This window comes from Franzmannia qiaohouensis, from assembly GCF_031451695.1.
Lineage (GTDB): Bacteria > Pseudomonadota > Gammaproteobacteria > Pseudomonadales > Halomonadaceae > Franzmannia > Franzmannia qiaohouensis.
The window spans coordinates 166,105-186,630 of record NZ_JARWAM010000003.1; the positions used below are offsets into that span (position 1 = coordinate 166,105).

23 protein-coding genes are annotated in these 20,526 nt (G+C 66.5%); 9 read left to right on the forward strand and 14 right to left on the reverse strand.

Annotated features, from left to right (window positions below):
* Window positions 1-64 precede the first annotated feature (64 nt).
* Complete coding sequence (locus tag QC821_RS04940; RefSeq protein ID WP_309717836.1) at window positions 65-778, forward strand: 16S rRNA (uracil(1498)-N(3))-methyltransferase; 714 nt, start codon at window positions 65-67, stop codon at window positions 776-778.
* Between the two features lie 28 nt (window positions 779-806).
* Here QC821_RS04940 and QC821_RS04945 read toward each other — a convergent pair whose 3' ends face one another.
* From QC821_RS04945 to QC821_RS04995, 11 genes are all read right to left on the reverse strand, one after another.
* Window positions 807-2,105, reverse strand: a complete 1,299-nt coding sequence (locus tag QC821_RS04945) for a lytic murein transglycosylase (protein ID WP_309717838.1) — start codon at window positions 2,103-2,105, stop codon at window positions 807-809.
* Window positions 2,106-2,197: 92 nt separating this feature from the next.
* A complete protein-coding gene (locus QC821_RS04950; protein WP_309717841.1) occupies window positions 2,198-2,647 on the reverse strand; it encodes a DUF3429 domain-containing protein in 450 nt (149 codons plus the stop codon).
* Between the two features lie 10 nt (window positions 2,648-2,657).
* A complete protein-coding gene (locus QC821_RS04955) occupies window positions 2,658-4,073 on the reverse strand; it encodes a DASH family cryptochrome (protein WP_309717844.1) in 1,416 nt (471 codons plus the stop codon).
* Window positions 4,070-4,222: a DUF2256 domain-containing protein gene (locus QC821_RS04960; RefSeq protein WP_309717847.1), complete on the reverse strand. Its 153-nt coding sequence runs from the start codon at window positions 4,220-4,222 to the stop codon at window positions 4,070-4,072. Before QC821_RS04960 ends, QC821_RS04955 begins: the two co-directional genes overlap by 4 nt.
* A 196-nt stretch (window positions 4,223-4,418) precedes the next feature.
* Complete coding sequence (gene mnhG / locus QC821_RS04965; RefSeq protein WP_309717850.1) at window positions 4,419-4,823, reverse strand: monovalent cation/H(+) antiporter subunit G; 405 nt, start codon at window positions 4,821-4,823, stop codon at window positions 4,419-4,421.
* Window positions 4,816-5,085, reverse strand: a complete 270-nt coding sequence (locus QC821_RS04970) for an MrpF/PhaF family protein (protein ID WP_076746542.1) — start codon at window positions 5,083-5,085, stop codon at window positions 4,816-4,818. Before QC821_RS04970 ends, mnhG begins: the two co-directional genes overlap by 8 nt.
* A 28-nt stretch (window positions 5,086-5,113) precedes the next feature.
* Complete coding sequence (locus tag QC821_RS04975; RefSeq protein WP_309717859.1) at window positions 5,114-5,587, reverse strand: Na+/H+ antiporter subunit E; 474 nt, start codon at window positions 5,585-5,587, stop codon at window positions 5,114-5,116.
* Window positions 5,584-7,146 carry a Na+/H+ antiporter subunit D gene (locus QC821_RS04980; protein ID WP_309717861.1) on the reverse strand — a complete coding sequence of 521 codons (1,563 nt, stop codon included), beginning with the start codon at window positions 7,144-7,146 and terminating at the stop codon, window positions 5,584-5,586. The genes QC821_RS04975 and QC821_RS04980 overlap by 4 nt, the downstream gene beginning before the upstream one ends.
* Entirely contained in the window at window positions 7,143-7,490 is a 348-nt protein-coding gene (locus tag QC821_RS04985; protein WP_076746539.1) for a Na+/H+ antiporter subunit C, read from the reverse strand. The genes QC821_RS04980 and QC821_RS04985 overlap by 4 nt, the downstream gene beginning before the upstream one ends.
* A gap of 60 nt (window positions 7,491-7,550) precedes the next feature.
* Entirely contained in the window at window positions 7,551-7,982 is a 432-nt protein-coding gene (locus tag QC821_RS04990) for a Na+/H+ antiporter subunit B (protein ID WP_309717866.1), read from the reverse strand.
* Entirely contained in the window at window positions 7,975-10,311 is a 2,337-nt protein-coding gene (locus QC821_RS04995; protein WP_309717869.1) for a putative monovalent cation/H+ antiporter subunit A, read from the reverse strand. The genes QC821_RS04990 and QC821_RS04995 overlap by 8 nt, the downstream gene beginning before the upstream one ends.
* 325 nt (window positions 10,312-10,636) lie before the next feature.
* Here QC821_RS04995 and QC821_RS05000 point away from each other — a divergent pair, with 325 nt between their 5' ends.
* The 6 genes from QC821_RS05000 to QC821_RS05025 are packed head-to-tail and all read left to right on the forward strand — an operon-like array spanning window position 10,637 to window position 16,475.
* Complete coding sequence (locus QC821_RS05000) at window positions 10,637-13,429, forward strand: monovalent cation/H+ antiporter subunit A (RefSeq protein WP_309717872.1); 2,793 nt, start codon at window positions 10,637-10,639, stop codon at window positions 13,427-13,429.
* Window positions 13,429-13,770, forward strand: a complete 342-nt coding sequence (locus QC821_RS05005) for a Na+/H+ antiporter subunit C (protein WP_095621724.1) — start codon at window positions 13,429-13,431, stop codon at window positions 13,768-13,770. Before QC821_RS05000 ends, QC821_RS05005 begins: the two co-directional genes overlap by 1 nt.
* Window positions 13,767-15,272 carry a monovalent cation/H+ antiporter subunit D gene (locus tag QC821_RS05010; protein WP_422719865.1) on the forward strand — a complete coding sequence of 502 codons (1,506 nt, stop codon included), beginning with the start codon at window positions 13,767-13,769 and terminating at the stop codon, window positions 15,270-15,272. Before QC821_RS05005 ends, QC821_RS05010 begins: the two co-directional genes overlap by 4 nt.
* A complete protein-coding gene (locus QC821_RS05015) occupies window positions 15,269-15,766 on the forward strand; it encodes a Na+/H+ antiporter subunit E (RefSeq protein ID WP_309717878.1) in 498 nt (165 codons plus the stop codon). Before QC821_RS05010 ends, QC821_RS05015 begins: the two co-directional genes overlap by 4 nt.
* Complete coding sequence (locus QC821_RS05020) at window positions 15,760-16,029, forward strand: K+/H+ antiporter subunit F (RefSeq protein ID WP_095621722.1); 270 nt, start codon at window positions 15,760-15,762, stop codon at window positions 16,027-16,029. Before QC821_RS05015 ends, QC821_RS05020 begins: the two co-directional genes overlap by 7 nt.
* Window positions 16,030-16,040: 11 nt before the next feature.
* Window positions 16,041-16,475: a Na+/H+ antiporter subunit G gene (locus QC821_RS05025; RefSeq protein WP_163500765.1), complete on the forward strand. Its 435-nt coding sequence runs from the start codon at window positions 16,041-16,043 to the stop codon at window positions 16,473-16,475.
* Between the two features lie 7 nt (window positions 16,476-16,482).
* Here the strand turns inward: QC821_RS05025 and hemH are convergent, their stop codons facing one another.
* A complete protein-coding gene (gene hemH / locus QC821_RS05030) occupies window positions 16,483-17,556 on the reverse strand; it encodes a ferrochelatase (RefSeq protein WP_309717886.1) in 1,074 nt (357 codons plus the stop codon).
* Window positions 17,557-17,738: 182 nt separating this feature from the next.
* On the opposite strand from hemH, the gene QC821_RS05035 reads away from it, so the two are divergent.
* Together QC821_RS05035 and QC821_RS05040 are read left to right on the forward strand one after the other, a co-directional pair.
* Window positions 17,739-19,328, forward strand: coding sequence for a cryptochrome/photolyase family protein (locus tag QC821_RS05035; RefSeq protein WP_309717889.1), 1,590 nt, complete (start codon window positions 17,739-17,741; stop codon window positions 19,326-19,328).
* Window positions 19,328-19,726 carry a thiol-disulfide oxidoreductase DCC family protein gene (locus tag QC821_RS05040; RefSeq protein ID WP_309717892.1) on the forward strand — a complete coding sequence of 133 codons (399 nt, stop codon included), beginning with the start codon at window positions 19,328-19,330 and terminating at the stop codon, window positions 19,724-19,726. Before QC821_RS05035 ends, QC821_RS05040 begins: the two co-directional genes overlap by 1 nt.
* Window positions 19,727-19,730: 4 nt before the next feature.
* Here QC821_RS05040 and QC821_RS05045 read toward each other — a convergent pair whose 3' ends face one another.
* Window positions 19,731-20,033: a DUF6482 family protein gene (locus tag QC821_RS05045; RefSeq protein ID WP_095621717.1), complete on the reverse strand. Its 303-nt coding sequence runs from the start codon at window positions 20,031-20,033 to the stop codon at window positions 19,731-19,733.
* Window positions 20,034-20,182: 149 nt separating this feature from the next.
* Window positions 20,183-20,476, reverse strand: a complete 294-nt coding sequence (locus QC821_RS05050; RefSeq protein ID WP_309717896.1) for a hypothetical protein — start codon at window positions 20,474-20,476, stop codon at window positions 20,183-20,185.
* Window positions 20,477-20,526: the final 50 nt, after the last annotated feature.

Genomic DNA, 20,526 nt, shown 5'->3' on the forward strand with positions numbered 1-20,526 from the left:
AAACGAAACTCGCCCACGCTGGGGTAGACTACCGGCTGCCAGCCAGCCTTGATCAAGAGACACGATGAATCTGATACTGCTCGAAGCCGACGAATGGCAGGCCGATGGCCAGGCGCACATCGGCGACCCGCGACGCCTGCGCCACCTGCGCGAGGTGCACCGCGCCACCCCCGGCGACGAACTGACCCTGGGCCGGCTCGGCGGCGGTATCGGCCGCGGCCGCCTGGCCCGGCTCGACGCCGAGGGCGCCTGGTTCGAGTGCGACGCGCTCGACCAGCCGCCGCCTCCGGCGCTGGACATCGAGTTGATCCTGGCCCTGCCGCGCCCGCGCATGCTGGCCCGCAGCCTGGAACACGTCACCGCGCTGGGCGTCAAGCGCATCACCCTGCTGCATACCCGGCGCGTCGAGAAGAGCTACTGGCAGTCGCCGGAGCTGCACCCCGACAAGATCCATCAGCACCTGCTGCTGGGCCTCGAGCAGGCCCGCGACACCGTGCTTCCCGAGGTGCGCCTGGCGACCCGCTTCAAGCCCTTCGTCGAGGATTGCCTAGCCGATGACATCGCCGGGCGCAGAGCCCTGCTGGCGCATCCCGGCATGCCAGCGGCGTGCCCGCGGGGCCTTGAAGCGCCCGCCACCCTGCTGGTCGGCCCCGAGGGCGGTTTCATCCCCTACGAGGTCGAGCAGCTGCTGGCCGCCGGCTGCGAGGGCATCCACCTGGGGCCTCGCATCCTGCGCGTCGAGACCGCGGTGGTGGCGCTGCTCGCGCGGCTCGGCTGAGCGCCGATGCGCAGGACGTCGATGCGGCCTAGCGGCGCTGCAGCCGCTCCAGCAGGCTGACGGTCGCAAAGCCATCCGGCACCAGTCCTTCGGCGCGCTGATAGCTGCGCAGCCCGCTGCGGGTGTTGGGGCCGAACACGCCATCCGGGGTACCGGTATCGAAGCCGGCGGCGTTGAGGCGCTGCTGAAGTTCGCGCACCTGGCTGCGCGTCAACGGCTGCTCGCTGCGCGGCCAGCCCTGCACCACACCGCTGCGCCCGGCGATCTGATCGGCCAGGGTGCCCACCGCCAGCGCATAGCTGGTGGCGTTGTTGTAGCGCAGGATCGCCCGATAGTTGGGGCCGACCAGGAACGCCGGTCCGCTGGCCCCCGCCGGCACCACCACCGCCGCCTCGCTGAACGTCGGCAGGCTGCCACCGTTCACCGGGCGCACGCCGCGCTCGGCCCACTGCGCACTGCTCAAGCGCGTATCGTCGGCCTGGGAGTAGTCGAAGCCGCTACCCAGCCCGACCTCGACGCCCCACGGCTGGCCGCGCTGCCAGCCGGCCCGCGCCAGATAGTTGGCGGTAGAGGCCATGACGTCGGGAATGCTGCCCCAGATATCGCGCCGCCCATCGCCGTCGCCATCCTCGGCATAGGCCTCGAAGCTCGAGGGGATGAACTGGGTGTGGCCCATGGCACCGGCCCAGGAACCGACCATCTGCTCGGCGGCGATATCGCCCTGCTCGATGATGCGCAGCGCCGCCATCAGCTCGCCGCGGGCGAAGCTCTGGCGCCGACCGTCGTAGCCCAGGGTGGCCAACGCGTCGATGGTCGAGAAACTGCCGAAGTTGCCGCCGTAGTTGCTCTCGATGCCCCAGATCGCCACCACGATCTCGGCCGGCACGCCGTAGCGCTGCTCCATCTCACGAGCGGTGTCGCGATGCTCGGCGAGCTTGTTGCGGCCCTGGTTGATACGCGTCGAGGAGACCGCGGTGTCGAGGTATTCCCAGATCGGCCGCACGAACTCCGGCTGCGACTGGTCAAGCTCGATGATGCGCGGCTGGTAACGCACCTCGGCAAAGGCTTCGTCGAGGGTCGCCTGGGAGATGCCTTCGCTGCGCGCATGGCGCTGGAAGGCCTCGACCCAGGCCGTGAAGCTGGCCGGGCGCTCGGCGCCATTATCGCTGCTCGATGCGCCGCTGCTCGATGCCGTGCCGCTGTCGGTAGCGGTCTCGCTGGTCTGGGTCTCGGCGTCGTCGGCGGCGGCGGGCGGTGCCAGCTGTGCGCCGGACTGGCAGCCGGCAAGCATGGTGAACACCAGTGAAGTGTAGAAAAACTTACGCATGGCCATCCCTGTCAGCAGTTCCGAAATGAGTCAGTCTGTGACCGGGATCATCGCCCAGAAGTGCCCGCGGAACCAGTCCCGTTTGCCAGCGTTCAGCCGATTACGAGACGCAGGGCCATCAACACATGCCCGCCGGCGACGCACAGCGTCAGGGAGCGCCTCAGCGACCGGTACCATCCAGGCAGTCGCGCCCGGCTGGCCGGCTGACCTTCATAGGCATGGATCAACAGATATCCCGCCAGCAGGATCAGCGTGGCGGCCAGGTCAGGCAGCAGCAGCGCCGGCCAGGCGATCAGGCTGGGCAGCATGCTGCGCAGCATCCGCGAGGCAAAGGCTGCATCCTCGGGCGCATCCAGGGTCATTGCCACCCCCCACTGGATGCCGCCAAGAAACGATAGAATCACCGCGCTATAGAAGAGAAACGCGCTTATCGCCCACGCTTGCCAGCCAGCGGGCGCCACCCAGGCCATCAGCAGCGTAAAGGCAAAAGGCAGCAGGCCTGCAGCGCCCAGCCGGGTGGTCAATCGGGCTTGCAGCAGCATGGCATGCGCCTCACTCATCCGGTTCCACCGGCTCGGCACCACTCAACGCCGGGATGCGCCACTCACGCCAGGCCGATGGCTCGACCTGCGGCGCCGCAAAGCGCCCGGGGGCCGCCTGCCAAGGCTGATGGCGGGCCGGCCCCGCCGGCAGCTCCGCCAGCGACGGCAACCAATGGGCCACGTAGTGGCCTTGGGGATCGTAGTGCCGCGCCTGCTTGAGCACGTTGAAGTAGCGACCCTGGCGCGGGTCTCGACCGAGCCCCGCCACATAGCGCCAGTTGCCCCAGTTGCTGGCAACATCGTAGTCGATCAAGCAGTGCTCGAACCACGCCGCCCCCAGCCGCCAGTCAGCGCCAAGATCCTTGACCAGGAAGCTGGCCACGTTCTGACGCGCGCGGTTGGAGAGCCAGCCGCTGCTGGCCAGCTCGCGCATGGCGGCGTCGATGAAGGGGACGCCGGTGCTGCCCTCGCACCAGGCCAGCACCTCGGCGCCGGGCGTCGGCAGCTGTGCCGCCCCGAATAGCGTCGCAGCGTCCTGCCAGGCGGCCCAGTGAAAGTAGTCGCGCCACAGCAGCTCGAAAATCACCCAGTAGCTCGACTCGTTGGCGCCATGCTCCGCCTCCCAGGCTCGCACCTCGGCATGGACCTGACGGGCCGACAGGCAGCCGTGGGCGAGCCACGGCGAAAAGCGCGTCGAGAAATCCGCCCCCAGCAGCCCATTGCGGGTTTCCTTGTAGGTGGCGATGGCATTGCTGTCCCAGAGATAGTGGTTCAGCCGCTCATGAGCAGGCACTTCACCGCCCTCAAGCGCCATGCTGGCAGCAGGCCACTCCGCCGCCACGCTGCAGACCTTGTCGAGCGGCGGCAGGCCGCGCGGTGCACCGTCCGGCCACAGCGGCAGGGTCACCGGTGCCGGTCGAGGAGGCAGCACCTGCCAGTCACGCTCCATTCGGCGCCGGAAGGCGGAGAACGTCGCCGGTAGCCCATCCTCGCCAAACGCTAGCTGGGCGCGCTCGAACAGCATGCCCGACTCGCAGCGCTGCAGCCGGCATCGGTCGTCCAGGCGCTGGGTCAGCCTGTCGAGCTGGGCGCGCTCCTCGACGCCGGGCTCGTCGCGCACCAGCACGCGGTCGGCCGCCAGCCGCTGTGCCAGCTCGGCGACGACCTCCGCCGGGTCGCCGATGCGCACCAGCAGGTCACTGCCGCGCTTGAGCAACTCGCCACGCAGTGCCATCAAGCTCTGCCATAGGAAGCGCAATCGCGCCGGGCCGCAGCGGCTGGCGGCCTGCTGCGGCGCCCAGTCGCGCAGTTCACGAGCATCCAGCACATAGACGCAGGCCAGCGAGCTGGTGCCATCCAGCGCGCCGAACAGTGGATTGTCCGCCACCCGCAGGTCGTGACGCAGCCATACCACGGCGCAGCTCATGCCTGCCTCCTGGCGACACGTGCTTCGCGGCGGCAGCGCTCGCTGCAGTAGCGCACCTCGTTCCAGCAGCGCGCCCACTTGCGTCGCCATTGGTAAGGTCGCTGGCACTGCTCACACTGCTTGGATGGCAGATCGGCGGATCGACGCATGCTAATACTCGCTTGCACCCGGGGTGCCCGATGGACTGGCCGCCTGAACCAGGCGGGCCTCGGTGCCTATAGACCCAACACCTATACAACAGTGATATAAATCTACACCCTATGTACATAAAAAGACAGCCTTGCCCCCAACGCAAAAGGGCCACCCCTACGGGTGGCCCTGCTGTCGCTCATGGGCGTACTGCGTTCAGGGTTTGTCGGTATTCTTGGGCTGCCGGGCGGCGTTGGCCTCGGTCTCAAGACCGCTCTTGAGCTCGTGGGTCAGCGGGTCGTAGTTGGGCTTGAGCTCATCCTTGACCGTGCCGCTCCACAGCTTTGATCCGACGAAGTAGCCCGCACGGCCAATCACGTGGGCGGCCACCGGCGCGGTCATCAGGATGAAGGTGATGATGGCGAAGGCGCGTGCCACCACGCCGACTTCGGCGAAGTGCATGGCGACCGCCAGCATCACCAGGATCACACCCAGGGCCGCTGCCTTGGTAGTGGCGTGCATGCGCGTCAGCAGATCCGGCAGGCGCAGGATGCCCAGCGATGCCAGCAGCATGAACAGCGCGCCGACGATGATCAGCGTGCCCTTTATCACTTCAATCATCGCGGGGTCCTCCACGTTCCAGAAAGCGCGCGAAACCGATGGCGGACAGAAACGCCATCAGCGCGATGACGATCGCCGCATCGAGAAAGCTCGACAGGTCGGAGCTGATCGCATGTACGCCGACCAGGCCGACGATGATGCTGGCGAACAGTTCCAGCGCCACCACCCGGTCGGGCAGGCTGGGACCACGCACCAGGCGTACGAAGGCGAGAATCATCGCCAGGCCCATCAGCACCTGGCTTATCAGGATCACGGTATCCAAGGTCACTCCTCACAGGGGCGTCGAGCGGTCAACGGAACAGCGCCAGCGCTCGGCTCTCCATCTCTTGCAGGCTTTTGCGCAGCTCCTCCTCGTTGTCGAGGAACATGGCGTGAATGTAGAGCACCCGCTTGTCATCGGAGACATCCAGGCTCAGGGTCCCCGGCGTCAGCGAGATCAGGTTGGCCACCATGGTGATCTCGAGTTCGGTCTCGGCCTTGAGCGGCATCGCGATCACCCCCGGCTGCATGTGCCAAGGCGGGGTCAGGATATCGAAGGCCACCCGCATGTTGGCCATGATCAGCTCCTTGATGAAGAAGCCGATGAACATGATGATCCTGGGCACGCGCCCTGGGTAGCCCTTGAGCGCCGGCACTTGGGGCTCGATCAGCACCAGGGTGGCATAACCGAAGATCAACCCCACCACCAGGTTGATGCCGGTGAACTCGCCGCCCAGGATGACCCAGGCCAGCGCCAGCAGCAGGTTCCAGATCGCACCGGTCATGGATTCACCTCCAGGGCGTCACGCAACAGCACATCCTGATCCTCGCCCAGCACCGCGTCGATGTAGCCCTGGGAATTCATCAGCTGTTCGCCGGCCATCAGCATCATCTCCATCAGTGGCTGCGCGAAGACCCCGATCAGCACCGCAAACAGCGCCAGGATCGCCACCGGCAGGTACATCAGCCCCAGCGAGCTCTTGACCAGGCGTCCCTCGTCACCGCTGGGCGTAGAGGCTTCCGGCACCAGGTTGTCCTCGGGCAGCTTTTTCCAGAACACTTCGTTCCAGATCTTGACCATCGAGTAGAGGGTCATCAGGCCCACCGCCAGTGCTACCGCGGTGACCACGTAGGCCTCCGCCTCGATGCCGGCGCGCACGATCACGAACTTGGCAAAGAAGCCCGACAGCGGCGGCACCCCGGCCAGCGAGAAGGCCGACAGGAAGAACGCCACCGACAGCCACGGGCGCTCCTTGAACAGCCCGCCCATCTTCTTGAGCTGGTAGGTGCCCTGCAGCCGGTGGGTAATGCCGCTGATCAGGAACAGGTTGGTCTTGACGATGATGTTGTGCATGATCGCAAAGATCCCGCCGGCCAGCGCCAGCGGCGTAAACAGCGCCAGCCCAAGGATCATGTAGCCGATCTGGCTGACGATATGGAACGACAGGATGCGCCGGAACTCGTACTGCGCCGCCGCCCCCAGCACCCCGGTGACCATGGTCAAGGCCGCGCCCCACAGCAGGATGTCCTGCACATAGTCCATGGTCTGGTCAAACATCAGGGTGAACACGCGGAACAGCGAGTAGACCCCGACCTTGGTCAACAGCCCAGCGAACAGCGCCGATACCGCCACCGGCGGCGTGTGATAGGAGGCCGGCAGCCAGAAGAACAGCGGAAAGGCCGCGGCCTTGATGCCGAAGGCGATCATGAACATCACCGCCAGCACCTCGACCATGCCCTGGTTTTCGGCTTCGGCCAGGCGCTGGCCGATATCGGCCATGTTGAGGGTGCCGACCATGCCGTAGGTCAGGCCGATGGCTGTCAGGAAGATCACCGAGGCCAGCAGGTTGAGGGTCACGTACTTGATCGCCCCCTCCATCTGCGCCTTCTCGCCGCCGAGGATCAACAGCGCAAAGGAGGCCACCAGCATCACCTCGAACCACACGTAGAGGTTGAAGATATCGCCGGTCAGGAAGGCCCCGGCCACCCCCGCCAGCAGCAGGTGCATCAGCGGGTAGAAACCGAACTTCTCGTGATTGGGGCCGGTGGAGGCGAGCGAATAGATCGCCAGCCCCAGGCCGATGATGCCGGTCAGCAGGATCATGATGGCGCTGAGCATGTCGGCCACCAGACTTATCCCGTAGGGGGCCTGCCAGCTGCCCATGTGGATGACCACATAGCCCTCGCGGGAGACGCTGGTAATCAGCCACAGGCCAACCACCAGCAGCGCCAGGGTACCTGCCACGGCGATGAAGCGCTGCATGGGCCGCGAGCGCCAGAACAGCAGCGACAGCGCACCGGACAGCAGCGGAATGATAACGGGGAGTGCGACTTCGGGCCTCACGTGTCGGTATCCTTCATCTTGTCCAGATCATCGGCCTTGACGATTTCATAGGCGCGGCGAATCAGCACCACGGCGAAGGCCAGCACGCCGAAGGCGATCACGATCGCCGTCAGCACCAGCGCCTGGGGCAAGGGGTCTGCCACCTGGCCGGCCGGCGCCAGGGCGCCCTCGGGGATCAGCGGCGGCGCGCCGCGGGTCATTCCTGCCGAGGTGAAGATCAGCAGGTTGGCGGCGTTGGAGAGCAGCATCAGGCCGATCACCAGCTTGACGATCGAGCGCCGCAGCATCATGTAGATTGCGGTGGCGTAGAGCAGGCCTATGGCGAGCGCCATCAGCGGTTCCATGGCACCTCCTGAAGAGTCGGCGAGTGAATCGTCGGCGAGTGAATCGTCGGCGTCACGAGATCAAGGCTCATCCTTGTCCACCTCCATCAGCGTCATGATCGCCGCCAGCAGGGTGCCGAGCACCGCCAGGTAGACGCCGATATCGAAGATCAGCGGCGTCGAAGCCTTGAAGTCGATGCCCGGAATCTCCCACCACTGGGCGGTGAAGAATGGCTCGCCGACGAACCAGGCCGGCAGGATCGACAGCGTGCCCAGCAGCAGCCCCAGGCCGATCAGGTCACGGGGGTCGACCATGCGCAGCACTTCCTTGGTAGCACTCACGCCAAAGGCGAACAGGTAGAGGATGAAGGCGCCCGCCGCCACCAGGCCGGCGATGAAGCCGCCGCCCGGTTCATCGTGGCCACGCAGCAGCAGGAACACCGAGAACAGCAGCTGCAGCGGCATCAGCAGCCTTGCGGCGGTATTCAGGATGATGGTACCCGACTTAACCATCGGCAGACTCCTTGGCTCCTTTGCCCCCGTTCTTGGGCTCGGACTTGGGCGCGCGTAGTTTGAGCATCGCGATCACGCCGATCGCCGCCAGCGCCAGCACGAAGATCTCGCCCAGCGTATCCAGCGCGCGGTAGTCGACCAGGATCACGTTGACGATGTTGCGACCGTGGGCCAGCGGCACGCTGTTCTCGATCATGTAGCCGGACACCGGCACGAACTGGTTGCTGGCCACCACGGTTAGGATCAGCAGCATGATCAACACCCCCATCGAGCCCGCCACCACCAGGTCGCGGACCCGTTCCAGCGGCGTCGACAGGCTGGCGAAGCGCGGCAGCCGGAACAGCACCAGAATCAGCAGGATCACGGTCAGGGTCTCGACCAGCAGCTGGGTGATGCCCAGGTCAGGGGCGCTGAACAGGATGAAGATCAGCGCGATACAGAAGCCCATGATACCCACCGAGGCCACCGCCGCCAGCCGCGAGCGCGAGATACAGGCGAACAGCGCCCCGGCCACCATCAGCCCGGCCACCACCGCCTCGTGGAACTGCACGTCGAAGCTGATAGCAAACTCGGGGGCATGGCGCAGCAGCAGCGAATTGCCTACCAGGGCGATCAGCACCACCACCATCACCATGATGTAGTTGCGCATGTAGCCGTTCTGCAGCACCCGGGTCTGCCACTCGGAGACCCGCACGATGCCGTCCATCAGGTTCTCGTAGCCGGCCTCGGGGCCGTGGGCGAACAGCGGGTCGAGCCGCGCCAGGTTGCCACGCACCCGATCCCAGTGGCGGAACAGCAGGTAGCCCAGCGCCAGGCTGACCAGCGACATGATCAGCGGCAGGTTGATGCCGTGCCACAGCGACAGCGACACCGTCACCGGCTCGCCGGCCACCGCTGAAGCCGCCGCGGTAAGCAGGCCGGTACCAGCCAGCACCGGCAGCAGGCCAAACGCCAGCGTCAGGATGGCCAGCCCCACCGGCCCGGCGAGCATCGAGCTGGGCGCCTCATGGGCCGCCTTGGGCGTTTCGCGGCGCTCGCCAAAGAACGGCCGCAGCACCACGATGGCCGCCACGGCGATGGTGAAGATCGCCGCCGCAAAGCTGAGCAGGAAGATAACGGCGCGGAAGCTGCCGGCTTCGAGCACCGATTCGAACATCAGCTCCTTGCCGATGAAGCCGAACAGCGGCGGCACCCCGGCCAGCGACAGCGCCGAAATGCAGGCCACCAGCGCGGTGACCGGCATCAGGCGACGCAGCCCGCCCATGGCGGTGACATCCTTGGTGCCGGTCTCGTGGTCGAGGATACCGGCGACCATGAACAGCGCCCCCTTGTACAGCGAGTGGGCCAGCAGGAAGGTGACGAAGGCGATCAGCGCCCCCTCGGTGCCAATGCCCAGTAGCATGGTCAAGGTGCCCAGCGCCATGATCGTCGAGTAGGCCAGCAGCTTCTTGATATTGGTGTGACGCAGCGCCAGGAAGGCGCCGGTGAACATGGTCAGGGCACCAACCACCGACAGGATGCCGATCCACAGCTCGGTGCCGCCGAGTCCGGGGTGCAGCCGCGCCAGCAGGTAGATGCCGGCCTTGACCATGGTCGCCGAGTGCAGGTAGGCCGACACCGGCGTCGGGGCGGCCATGGCGTTGGGCAGCCAGAAGTGGAACGGAAACTGCGCCGACTTGGTGAAGGCGCCGCCCAGCAGGCACAGCAGCATCGGCAGGTAGAGGGCATGCTCGCGCAGCACATCGCCGCCGTTCAGTAGCTCCTGCAGCGACCAGCTGTCGCCGGCAATCGCCAGCATCACCAGCCCCGCCATCAGCGCCAGGCCACCGCCGACGGTGACGAACAACCCCTGGCGGGCCGACTTGCGCGCCTCAAGATCGGTGTGGTTGAAGCCGATAAGAAGATAGGAGGTGATGCTGGTCAGCTCCCAGAACACGAACAGCGTCATCAGGCCATCTGCCAGCACCAGCCCCAGCATCGACACCATGAAGGCGACGATCACCACATGGAAACGCACCAGGTCGGGGTGGCCCTTGAGATAGCCGCCGGCATAGATCAGCACGAAGGTACCGATCACCGTGATCAGCAGCGCAAACAGCATCGACAGGCCATCGAGCAGGAAGGTCAGGCTCATGCCCAGCGCCGGCACCCACTCCAGGCTGAACACCAGCACCTCGCCGCCCATTACCGCCGGCAGTTGGGTCAACAGCCACAGCGCCAGGGCGGCAGGATAGAGCGCAAGCACCAGGCTGGTTCGCGCGCCGCACCAGCGCTGCAGCAGCGGGGCGAAAGCGGCCAGCACGAAGCCTGAAAGCACGGCTAGTTGCATAACGCGGGTCTCTCCTTGTGGTCGTCGTCACCCGCGTTCGCAGGGCGGCACGTGGCGCAATGATATAAATATCCTACGCCTAATGATTAACTGCGGGGCGACATGCAAGCCTACAATGATGGGAGTAAAGCCTATAGAATCAACGTGATAGTTGGCAAGAAATAGCGGCACATCGCGCTAGAAGAATTCTCTGCCCTGTGCGCTTACCCCCTGTTTTTGCTGCACATTTATCGCTTGGCGCACTGTTCCCGGTGTCGCTATGCCACGACAATAACCCAACCGGCAACGCCCCAAGCGTGCCCCGCTGTGACGGGACCGATTCTCGATGTCGCTGCTCTGGATTCTCCTCGCCCCCGTGGCCGGCAGTCTGCTGCCACTGCTCGCCGCCCAGCGTGGCCGCTTGCTGCTTACCCTGACAGCCCTGGTTCCGCCGCTTCTGGCCCTGCTGCTGCTGGGCCTGACGCTGCCCGACTTGCTGGCCGGCGATATGCCGCACGTGCAGCTCAGCTGGATGCCGGCCCTGGGCCTCGACCTGGCACTGCGCCTGGACGGCCTGGGGCTGCTTTTCGCGCTGCTGATTCTCGGCCTAGGCAGCCTGATCATCGTCTATGCGGGCTACTACCTGCATCGCGACGAGGCCGACGCGCGCTTCCTTGCCTATCTGCTGCTGTTCATGGGCGCCATGCTCGGCATCGTGCTGGCCGACAACCTGCTGCTGCTGTGGCTGTTCTGGGAGCTTACCGGGCTCGCCTCCTTCCTGCTGATCGGCTTCTGGTCGAAGCTCAGCGATGCACGGCGCGGCGCGCGTATGTCGCTGGTGGTAACCAGTACCGGCGGCCTGGCGCTGCTGGCCGGTATCCTGCTGATCGGCCAGGAGGTCGGCAGTCTGGCGCTGGGCGACGTGCTGAGCGCCGGCGATACGCTGCGCGCCTCGCCCCACTATCCGCTGATCGTGGCGCTGGTACTGCTCGGCGCCTTCGCCAAGTCGGCACAGTTCCCCCTGCATTTCTGGCTGCCCCACGCGATGGCCGCGCCAACGCCGGTATCGGCCTTCCTGCACTCGGCGACCATGGTCAAGGCCGGCGTTTTCCTGCTGGCCCGCCTGACCCCGGCGCTGGGTGACACCTCGCTGTGGGCACTGTCGCTGTCGCTGATCGGCCTCGCCACCCTGCTCTACGGCGCCTGGTTCGCGCTCTTCGAGCGCGACCTCAAGGGCATCCTGGCCTTCTCGACCATCAGCCACCTGGGGTTGATCACCCTGCTGCTGGGCCTTGGCAGCCCGCTGGCGATCGCCGCCGCACTGCTGCATGTCCTCAATCACGCCCTATTCAAGGCGGCGCTGTTCATGAGCGCCGGCATCATCGACCACGAGACCGGCACTCGCGACCTGGGCCACCTCGGCGGCCTGGCCCGGGCCATGCCGCTGACCGCCACCCTGACGCTGATGGCCGCCGCGGCCATGGCCGGCCTGCCGCCGTTCAATGGTTTCCTGTCCAAGGAGCTGCTGCTCGCCGCGACCCTCGACAGCCGCCTGTTCGGCGGCCTGGGCGCGGCGGTCACGCTACTGGTGGGGCTGGCCGCACTGCTCTCGGTGGGCTACTCGCTGCGGCTGGCATATGGCGTGTTCTTTGGCCGCCACAGGAGCGATGCGCCGCTACCCCACGACCCGCCCCGCGGCATGCTCGCCCCGGGGCTGCTGCTGGCTGGCCTGTGCTTGCTGGTCGGCCTGCTGCCGATGACCCTGGCCGCACCGCTGGTCACGCTGGCCAGCCAGGCCGTGCAGGGCAACGCCACGCCGGCGCTCGACCTGGCCCTGTGGCACGGCCCCAGCCTGCCGCTGGCGATCAGCCTGATCGCGGTGCTTGGCGGGCTGCTGGCCGCCATGCGCCAACCCCAGCTGGCACGGCTGGTGGCACTGTTTCCGCGGCGCGACGCGCGCTGGCTGTTCGAGGCTGCGGTGATCCGCCTGACCAAGGCCAGCCTGTGGCTGACGCTCAAACTCGAGAACGGCTCGCTGCAGCGCTATCTGGCGCTGCTGCTGCTGACCGCCGTGGCCATGGCCGGGCTGGGGCTTAGCCAGGTCGAGCGGCTCACCGGCGAGCGCGGCGTGCAGCCGCTCGACGGTATGCTGGTACTGGGGGCAGCGCTGATGGTGTTCGGCGCCATCGGCAGTGCCCTGAGCCACCGCTGGCGGCTGGTGTCGCTGCTGATGCTGTCGGTGGTTGGGCTCTCCGTGGCGCTGACCTTCGTGCGCTTCTCGGCCCCCGACCTGGCGCTTACCCAGCTGTCGGTGGAAGTGGTGTCGATGATCCTGCTGATGCTGGCGCTGTTCTTCCTGCCCCAGCGCCCGCCGCCCTGGGTCTCGACCCGGCGCATCCTGCGCGACCTGCTGGTGGCCGGCCTATGCGGACTGGTGGTGGCCAGCCTTAACTATGCGCTGCTGACCCGCGAGAGCCAGAGCATCGCCGACTTCTTCCTGCGCGAGAGCGTACCCGGCGGCGGCGGCACCAACGTGGTCAACGTAATCCTGGTCGACTTCCGTGGCTTCGACACCTTCGGCGAAATCACCGTGCTGACCCTGGCAGGGCTTGCCACCTACAAGCTGCTCAACCGCATGAAACTGTTCATGCCGGCGGGTAACGTCGAGGGCATTCACTGGTCGCGACATCGCCATCCGATGATCCTGGCGGTGATCGCCCAGATCCTGCTGCCGCTGGCGCTGCTGGTGTCGGCGTATATCTTCCTGCGCGGTCACAACCAGCCCGGCGGCGGCTTCATCGCCGGCCTGATTACCGCCGTGGCGTTGCTGCTGCAGTACCTGGCGCGTGGCTACGACTGGACCCGCCAGCGGCTGCCGCTCTCCTACCCGCTGGTGGCCGTCTCGGGGCTGGCCATTGCCACTGCCACCGGGCTCGCCAGCTGGCTGTTTGGCTACCCCTTCCTGACCTCTACGTTCGGGCACTTCCAGCTACCGCTAATCGGCGAGATCGAGCTGGCCTCGGCGCTGCTGTTCGATCTCGGCGTCTACCTGGCGGTGGTCGGCGCCACCCTGATGATCCTGGTCAACCTGGGCCGCGTGACTACCGTGCATCGCCCCAGCATCGAGGAGGAGAACTGATGGAAGCGCTATTCGCCGCGGTGGTCGGCACCCTGACCGCCTGCGGGCTGTTCCTGATGCTGCGCGGCCGCACCTTCCCGGTGATCGTCGGCCTGACGCTGCTTTCCTATGCGGTCAACCTGTTCCTGTTCTCGATGGGCGGGCTCAACACCCACGCCGCCCCGGTGATCGGCGAGTCGCTATCGCCCAGCGACCCGCTGCCCCAGGCGCTGGTGCTGACCGCCATCGTGATTGGCTTCGCCATGACCGCCTTCATGGTGATCCTGGCGATTCGCGCGCGCAGCGAACTGGGCAACGACCACGTCGACGGCAAGCAGGGCGACGAGGAGCCACCGCGATGATCGCCCAGCACCTGCCTATCCTGCCGATCCTGCTGCCAATGCTGGCCGCGCTGGTACTGCTCGGCCTGCGCCTCGACGACGCGCGCCAGCGCCTGATCAGCACCGTAGCCACGCTGCTGCTGGTCGCGCTTGCCACACTGCTGGTGCTGCTTGCCGGCAGTGACGAGATCCGCCTCTATGCGCTGGGCAACTGGCAGGCACCGTTCGGCATCGTGCTGACCCTCGATCGCCTGGCAGCGCTGATGGTGCTTCTCACCGCGGTACTGGCGCTGGGCTGCGTGGCCTTCGCCTGCTCCGGCGAGGACGCCCAGGGCAGCCACTTCCACGGTCTCTTCCAACTCCAGCTGATGGGGCTCAACGGCGCCTTTCTGACTGGCGACCTGTTCAACCTGTTCGTGTTCTTCGAGATCCTGCTGCTGGCCTCCTACGCGCTGCTGATGCACGGCGGCGGCAAGGCTCGGGTAGGCGCCGGCCTGCACTACGTGGTGCTCAACCTGATCGGCTCGGCGCTGTTCCTGATCGCGCTCGGCGTTCTCTACGGCGCCACTGGCACCCTCAACATGCTCGACATGGGCCAGCGCATGGCGGCACTGGACGGCGACCAGGCGGCGCTGGCCACCACCGGCGCGCTGCTGCTGGTGGTGGTGTTCAGCCTCAAGGCCGCGGCGCTGCCGCTCTACTTCTGGCTGCCGCGCACCTATGCCGCCGCGCCGGCACCGGTGGCCGCGCTGTTCGCGATCATGACCAAGGTCGGTGTCTATGCGCTGCTGCGCGTGGAATCGCTGATCTTTGCCGGCACACCTGCCAGTGCGCCGGTCCAGACCTGGTTGTGGGTCGCCGGCCTGGCGACCCTGGCGCTGGCCACGCTCGGCGCGCTGGGCGCCCGCGACCTGCGCATGCTGGTCGCCTATCTGGTACTGGTCTCGGTGGGGGCCCTGCTGGCGGCCGTCGGCATGGGCCAGCGCGCCAGCGACGCGGCGCTGCTCTATTATCTGGTGCACTCGACGCTGGTCGCCGCCGCGCTGTTCCTGATCGCCGAACTGATCGACCGCCAGCGCGGCCAGGCCGGCACACGGCTGGTGTGCGGGCGGCGCCTGAACCAGCAGCGCCTGCTCGGCGGGCTATTCATGGTCGCCGCCATCGGCATGGTCGGCCTGCCGCCGCTGTCCGGCGCGCTGGGCAAGCTGTGGCTGCTGCAGGCGGCGGGAAGCGAGCAGGGCCTGTGGCTGTGGGCACTACTGCTGCTGGCCACGCTGGCCGCGCTAATCGCGCTGTCGCGGGCCGGTTCGGTGCTATTCTGGGCCAGCCACAAGGGCAAGCCGGACAACCAGCGGGTGCGCCCCGCGCAGCTCGCCGGGGTGCTGTGGCTGCTCGCCTGCCTGCCGCTGCTGACGCTGTTCGCCGGCCCAATCAGCGGCTACGCCGAGGCTACCGCCGCCCAGTTGGGTCGCAGCGAGGTCGTCTCGACACCACCGACCACCGGCACGGGAGTACGACCATGAGATCGCTGGGCAGACTGCTGCCAACGCCAACCCTGTCGCTGGTGCTGCTGGCAGTCTGGCTGCTGCTGGTGCGCAGCCTGTCTCCCGGCCAGCTGCTACTGGGCGCGGTGCTGGCCGTGGGCATCCCGCTGCTGATACGGCGCCTGTGGGATCCGCTACCGCGGGTGCGCAAACCCTGGACGCTGTGTCGCTTCGTGGCCCGCGTGCTGTGGGACATCCTCAAGGCTAACGTCGAGGTCAGCTACCTGATACTCAAGCCCGGCCGCGCCCCGCGACCGGGCTTCGTCGAATACCCGCTGCTGGTACGTGAGCCGCTGACCGTTACCCTGCTGGCCAATACCATCACCCTGACCCCAGGCACCGTCTCGACCAATATCCGCCTCGACCGCTCGTCGCTGCTGATCCACGTGCTCGACCTCGACGACGAGCAGGCGCTGGTCGAGGAGATTCGCAGCCGCTACGAGCGGCCGCTCAAGGAGATCTTCGAATGCTAGATACCGCGCTGTGGATCAGCCTGGCGCTGATCGTTGCCGCCCTGGCGATGAACGTGGTGCGCCTGGCCCGCGGGCCCGACATTCCCGACCGGCTGCTGGCCCTCGATACCATGTACGTCAACTGCATCGCGCTGATCGTGCTGCTGGGGCTGTGGCTCAACACCAAGGTCTATTTCGAAGCGGCGATCCTGATCGCCATGCTCGGCTTCGTCAGCACCATGGCAATCTGCCGCTACCTGTTGCGCGGCGATATCATCGAATAGGGGGCCATGGCATGGCGTTCTACGTATTTCTCGAATGGCTGATCGGCCTGCTGCTGATCGCCGGCGGTCTGTTCGCCTTCGTCGGCTCGCTGGGCATGCTGCAGTTCAAGGACTTCTTCATGCGCCTGCACGGGCCGACCAAGGGCACTACCCTGGGCATCGGCTGCATCCTGATGGCGTCGATGGTCTACTTCAGCGTGGTACAGCCGGGCCTCCACGTTCAGGAGCTGCTGATTACCCTGTTCCTGTTCATCACCGCGCCGGTCACCGGCCATATGCTGGCCAAGACCGGCCTGCACATGCACCTGCGCTACACCCGCGACACCCGCGGCTCGCCCCCCGAGCTACGCGACGAAGACGTCGGCCAGGGCCGGGTAGCGCGCCCGCCACGGCCGCGGCGCCCGGCCAGCGAGGGGCAGAAGCGCCGCTGGCGACTGCGCCGTTAGAGGAAACTTAGATCCAACCGCCGAGCTCGTTAAGCGCCACCTGCGCCAGCGCCTCGATATGGTCGTCGCGGTCGTTGAGGCAGGGCACGTAGGTGAAGTGTTCGCCACCGGCCTCGAGGAAGCTGTCGCGAATCTCCTCGTTGATCTCCTCGAGGGTCTCCACGCAGTCGGAGGCGAAGGCCGGCGAGACCACCGCGATATGCTTGTGGCCCTGGCGCGCCAGCTCGGCGACGTGGTCGACGGTGGGCGGGCCAACCCACTCTTCGGGCCCGAACTGCGACTGGAAGGCGGTGACGATCTGGCTGTCGTCCCAGCCCAGCCGCTCCTTGAGCAGGCGCGTGGTCTTCTGGCACTGGCAGTGGTAGGGGTCGCCTTCCATCAGATAGCGCTTGGGCACGCCGTGGTAGGAGGCCACCAGGATATCCGGCCGTGACTCGGCGGCGGCATAGGTTTCGTTGACCGAGGCCGCCAGGGCATCGAGGTAGGCCGGGTGCTCGAAGTAGGCCGGCACGGTACGAATCGCCGGCTGCCACTTGAGCTTCATCAGGGTGCGGAAGGCCTGGTCGTTGGCGGTGGCGGTGGTCGGCGAGGCGTACTGAGGGTAGAGCGGGAAGAACAGGATCTTCTCGCAGCCCTGGGCCTGCAGCCGGGTGAGCACGCTGTCGGTGGAGGGGTTGCCATAGCGCATGCAGAAATCCACCACCACCTTGTCGCCCAGCTCGGTCTTGAGACGTGCGGTGAGCTTAGCGGTCTGGTCGCGGGTGATGGTCAACAGCGGGCTCTCGTTTTTCTCCTCGTTCCAGATGCTGCGGTAGGCCTTGCCGGAGCTGAACGGACGCTTGGTCAGGATGATACCCTGCAGCAGCGGCTGCCACTTCCAGGAGGCGTAGTCGACGACCCGTTTGTCGGACAGAAACTCATTGAGGTAGCGGCGCATCGACCAGTAGTCGGTGGCGTCGGGGGTACCCAGGTTGGCGATCACCACGCCGATCTTGGCGCGGGCCACCGGCGGGTGGTCGGGTCCGGCATGGGCCAGCCGGCCCTGGCCCGGCTGGTCGAGTTTCACATCACTGTCTGACATGCATTGGCATCCTTATTGGGTCGCCGCGCTACGGTGGGCTAGGAACTGATTTGCCCTTCACCAAGTAACCGCAGTCGCCCTAAGTGGTATCGAAGTCGTCGAGGGGATTCTAGCATCCGGCTCGCCGCCGAGGAGAATCAGGTTATACTATCAGCATTATTTGTATAACTTCAGGTCAATTCATGTCCAAGCCCCTGCTGCTGGTGCTCGGCGATCAGCTCAGCCACGACCTCGCCATCCTGTGCGACGCCCCGGCCAATGCCGTGGTGGCACTGTGCGAGGTCAAAGACGAAGGCCGCTACGTGCCGCACCATCCGCAGAAGATCGCCATGATGCTGGCGGCCATGCGCCACTTCGCCGAGGAGCTGCGCCAGCGCGGCGTCAGCGTGCACTACAGCCGGCTCGATGACGACGACAATGCCCATAGCCTGATTGCCGAGGCCGAGCGCCTCGCCGAGCGCTACGCCTGCGACAGCATTCAGGCGGTACGCCCGGGGGAGTGGCGGCTATGGCAGGCGATGCAGGCGCGCCGCGACGCCGCCCTGCCCTGGCAGCTGCACGAGGATACGCGCTTTTTTACCACCCCAGACGACTTCGCCGCCTGGGCAGAGGGCCGCAAGTCGCTGCGCATGGAGTACTTCTACCGTGAACAGCGGCGCCGCAGCGGCCTGCTGATGGAGGGCAGCGAGCCGGCCGGTGGCAAGTGGAACTTCGACCACGATAACCGCCAGCCGCTCGCCGCCGATGCGGCGCCTCCCGCCCCGCCGCGGCATCGCCGCGACACCATCACCCGCGACGTGCTGGCGCTGGTGGCCGAGCACTTCGACGACCACTTTGGCGACCTGACGGGCTTCAACTGGGCGGTGACACGCCGCCAGGCGCTGGCCGACCTGCGCCACTTCCTGGCCAACGCACTGCCCGACTTCGGCCGCTTCCAGGACGCCATCAGCGACGCCGAGCCCTGGCTATTCCACTCGCGGCTCGCCCCGGCGCTCAACATCGGCCTGCTGTCGCCCCGCGAGGTGTGCGAGGCGGCCGAGCGCGCCTACCACGAGGGCCGCGCCCCGCTCAACGCCGTGGAGGGCTTCATTCGCCAGATCCTCGGCTGGCGGGAGTACGTGCGCGGTCTCTACTGGACCCAGATGCCCGCCTACAAGACCCGCAATCACCTCGCTGCCCGGCGCCAGCTGCCAGATTTCTATTGGAGCGGCGACACCGAGCTGCGCTGCCTCAGACGCGCTATCGAGATGACCCGCGACAACGCCTACGCCCACCATATCCAGCGGCTGATGGTCACCGGCAATTTTGCGCTGCTCTGCGACGTCGCTCCCGAGGCGCTGTGCGACTGGTACCTGGCGGTCTACGCCGACGCCTGCGAGTGGGTCGAATTGCCCAATACCCTGGGCATGGTGCTGCACGCCGACGGCGGCCTGATGGGCTCCAAGCCCTACTGCGCCTCGGGCAAGTACATCGATCGCATGTCCGACCACTGCCGCCAGTGTCGCTACGATCCCAAGCAGATTACCGGTACCCACGCCTGCCCGCTCAACAGCCTCTACTGGCACTTCCTCGAGCGCCACGCCGAGCGGCTCTCCGACAACCCGCGCATGGCGCTGATCTACGGCTCGCTGCGGCGCATGACCGACGCCAAGCGCGATGCCATCCGTCAGCAGGCCGAGGCGTTCCTTGCCCGCCTCGATGGCGAGGAGAGCTATGGCGGCGGCACCCAGCACCAGGCGCATCGCGCCGGCTACCACCAGGAGACCTCTTGATGTCACGCCATCGCCCCCTCGCCGCCCGCTCACCGGTGACGCTGTTCCACGACGGGCACTGCCCGCTATGCCAGCGCGAAGTGGCGTGGCTGGCGCGCCATCCGCGTCGCGACCGGGTGGCACTGGTGGATATCCAGGCCGACGGCTTCGACGCCGAGGCGCTGGGCAGCAGTTTCGAGACAATGATGGGTCGGCTGCATCTGCGCGACGCAGCGGGCGAATGGTTTGTGGGGATGGATGCCAGCCGTGCGCTGTATGCGGTGCTCGGCTACCGTCGGCTGGTGTGGATAAGCGGCCTACCGGGGCTGGCAAGCGCGTTGGACGCGGGGTATCGCTGGTTCGCGCGCCGCCGGGTGCGGCTGGGGCGCTGGTGGCAGGCGCGGCGCAAGGGCCGCTGAAGGCCTAGAAAACCAGCGGCATGCGCGACGACAGCGGGTCATGATAGTGGGCGTCGCGCCCGATCATCTCGTCGTGGGCCACGTACTGCACCAGGTAGGCGCGATGGATGCCGGCGCGCTTGAGCTCGAGGTAGATGTCGTCGAGGGCGCGAAACATCACCGGCTTGCCGCGCCGGCACAGCATATGGCGCTGCCCTTCCACGTCTTCCAGCTCGAGCTGATAGTAGCGGCTGCCGGCGTGGCTGATGACGCGAATCTCGAAATTGTCGTGGTCGGCCACAAAGGCCTTGAGATGATCGAACTCCATGGATCCAGCTCCCGAAAAATGACGACGATTGGTAGGTAAATAGGGGTGAGCATGGCGCCACCCGATGACAGCGTCGTGTCCCTACAGCGACAGATTTGTGACCCTGTCCAAGTCGTCAAGTTCCAGGCGCAAGTCGGCTTTCTACGTGCTTACTGATAGTCGGCAGGATCGATCGCCTTGCCCAGCGAGTTGCGATCGACCCAGTTGCCGGCCTTGGTCTCCTTGTAGCGGAACACCACCCGGTCGCCGACCTTGACCGGCACCTCGGAGTCCTCGGTCTGGTAGCTGTAGGTCACGCCGTCGACCACCAGCCGGTGGCGGTAGAGATCGGGCATGCCCAGCCACTCCTTGAACGGGCCTTCGCGCTCGAGCTCCTGGAGCTCGCCGCGTCCCTCGAGCTTGGGAATGCGCTTGCGGTTACCGCGTCGAAATCCGCCTGCCATGAGGCCTCCTGATTGCGGGTTGCGTGGGGCTCGGCATTATACGGGCTGGG

Coding starts and splice junctions, on each gene's coding strand:
- QC821_RS04940 (WP_309717836.1), top strand. CDS start 65: ATGAATCTGATACTGCTCGAAGCCGACGAATGGCAGGCCGATGGCCAG.
- QC821_RS04945 (WP_309717838.1), bottom strand. CDS start 2,105: ATGCGTAAGTTTTTCTACACTTCACTGGTGTTCACCATGCTTGCCGGC.
- QC821_RS04950 (WP_309717841.1), bottom strand. CDS start 2,647: ATGCTGCTGCAAGCCCGATTGACCACCCGGCTGGGCGCTGCAGGCCTG.
- QC821_RS04955 (WP_309717844.1), bottom strand. CDS start 4,073: ATGAGCTGCGCCGTGGTATGGCTGCGTCACGACCTGCGGGTGGCGGAC.
- QC821_RS04960 (WP_309717847.1), bottom strand. CDS start 4,222: ATGCGTCGATCCGCCGATCTGCCATCCAAGCAGTGTGAGCAGTGCCAG.
- mnhG (WP_309717850.1), bottom strand. CDS start 4,823: ATGATTGAAGTGATAAAGGGCACGCTGATCATCGTCGGCGCGCTGTTC.
- QC821_RS04975 (WP_309717859.1), bottom strand. CDS start 5,587: ATGACCGGTGCGATCTGGAACCTGCTGCTGGCGCTGGCCTGGGTCATC.
- QC821_RS04985 (WP_076746539.1), bottom strand. CDS start 7,490: ATGGAACCGCTGATGGCGCTCGCCATAGGCCTGCTCTACGCCACCGCA.
- QC821_RS04990 (WP_309717866.1), bottom strand. CDS start 7,982: ATGGTTAAGTCGGGTACCATCATCCTGAATACCGCCGCAAGGCTGCTG.
- QC821_RS04995 (WP_309717869.1), bottom strand. CDS start 10,311: ATGCAACTAGCCGTGCTTTCAGGCTTCGTGCTGGCCGCTTTCGCCCCG.
- QC821_RS05000 (WP_309717872.1), top strand. CDS start 10,637: ATGTCGCTGCTCTGGATTCTCCTCGCCCCCGTGGCCGGCAGTCTGCTG.
- QC821_RS05005 (WP_095621724.1), top strand. CDS start 13,429: ATGGAAGCGCTATTCGCCGCGGTGGTCGGCACCCTGACCGCCTGCGGG.
- QC821_RS05010 (WP_422719865.1), top strand. CDS start 13,767: ATGATCGCCCAGCACCTGCCTATCCTGCCGATCCTGCTGCCAATGCTG.
- QC821_RS05015 (WP_309717878.1), top strand. CDS start 15,269: ATGAGATCGCTGGGCAGACTGCTGCCAACGCCAACCCTGTCGCTGGTG.
- QC821_RS05020 (WP_095621722.1), top strand. CDS start 15,760: ATGCTAGATACCGCGCTGTGGATCAGCCTGGCGCTGATCGTTGCCGCC.
- QC821_RS05025 (WP_163500765.1), top strand. CDS start 16,041: ATGGCGTTCTACGTATTTCTCGAATGGCTGATCGGCCTGCTGCTGATC.
- hemH (WP_309717886.1), bottom strand. CDS start 17,556: ATGTCAGACAGTGATGTGAAACTCGACCAGCCGGGCCAGGGCCGGCTG.
- QC821_RS05035 (WP_309717889.1), top strand. CDS start 17,739: ATGTCCAAGCCCCTGCTGCTGGTGCTCGGCGATCAGCTCAGCCACGAC.
- QC821_RS05040 (WP_309717892.1), top strand. CDS start 19,328: ATGTCACGCCATCGCCCCCTCGCCGCCCGCTCACCGGTGACGCTGTTC.
- QC821_RS05045 (WP_095621717.1), bottom strand. CDS start 20,033: ATGGAGTTCGATCATCTCAAGGCCTTTGTGGCCGACCACGACAATTTC.
- QC821_RS05050 (WP_309717896.1), bottom strand. CDS start 20,476: ATGGCAGGCGGATTTCGACGCGGTAACCGCAAGCGCATTCCCAAGCTC.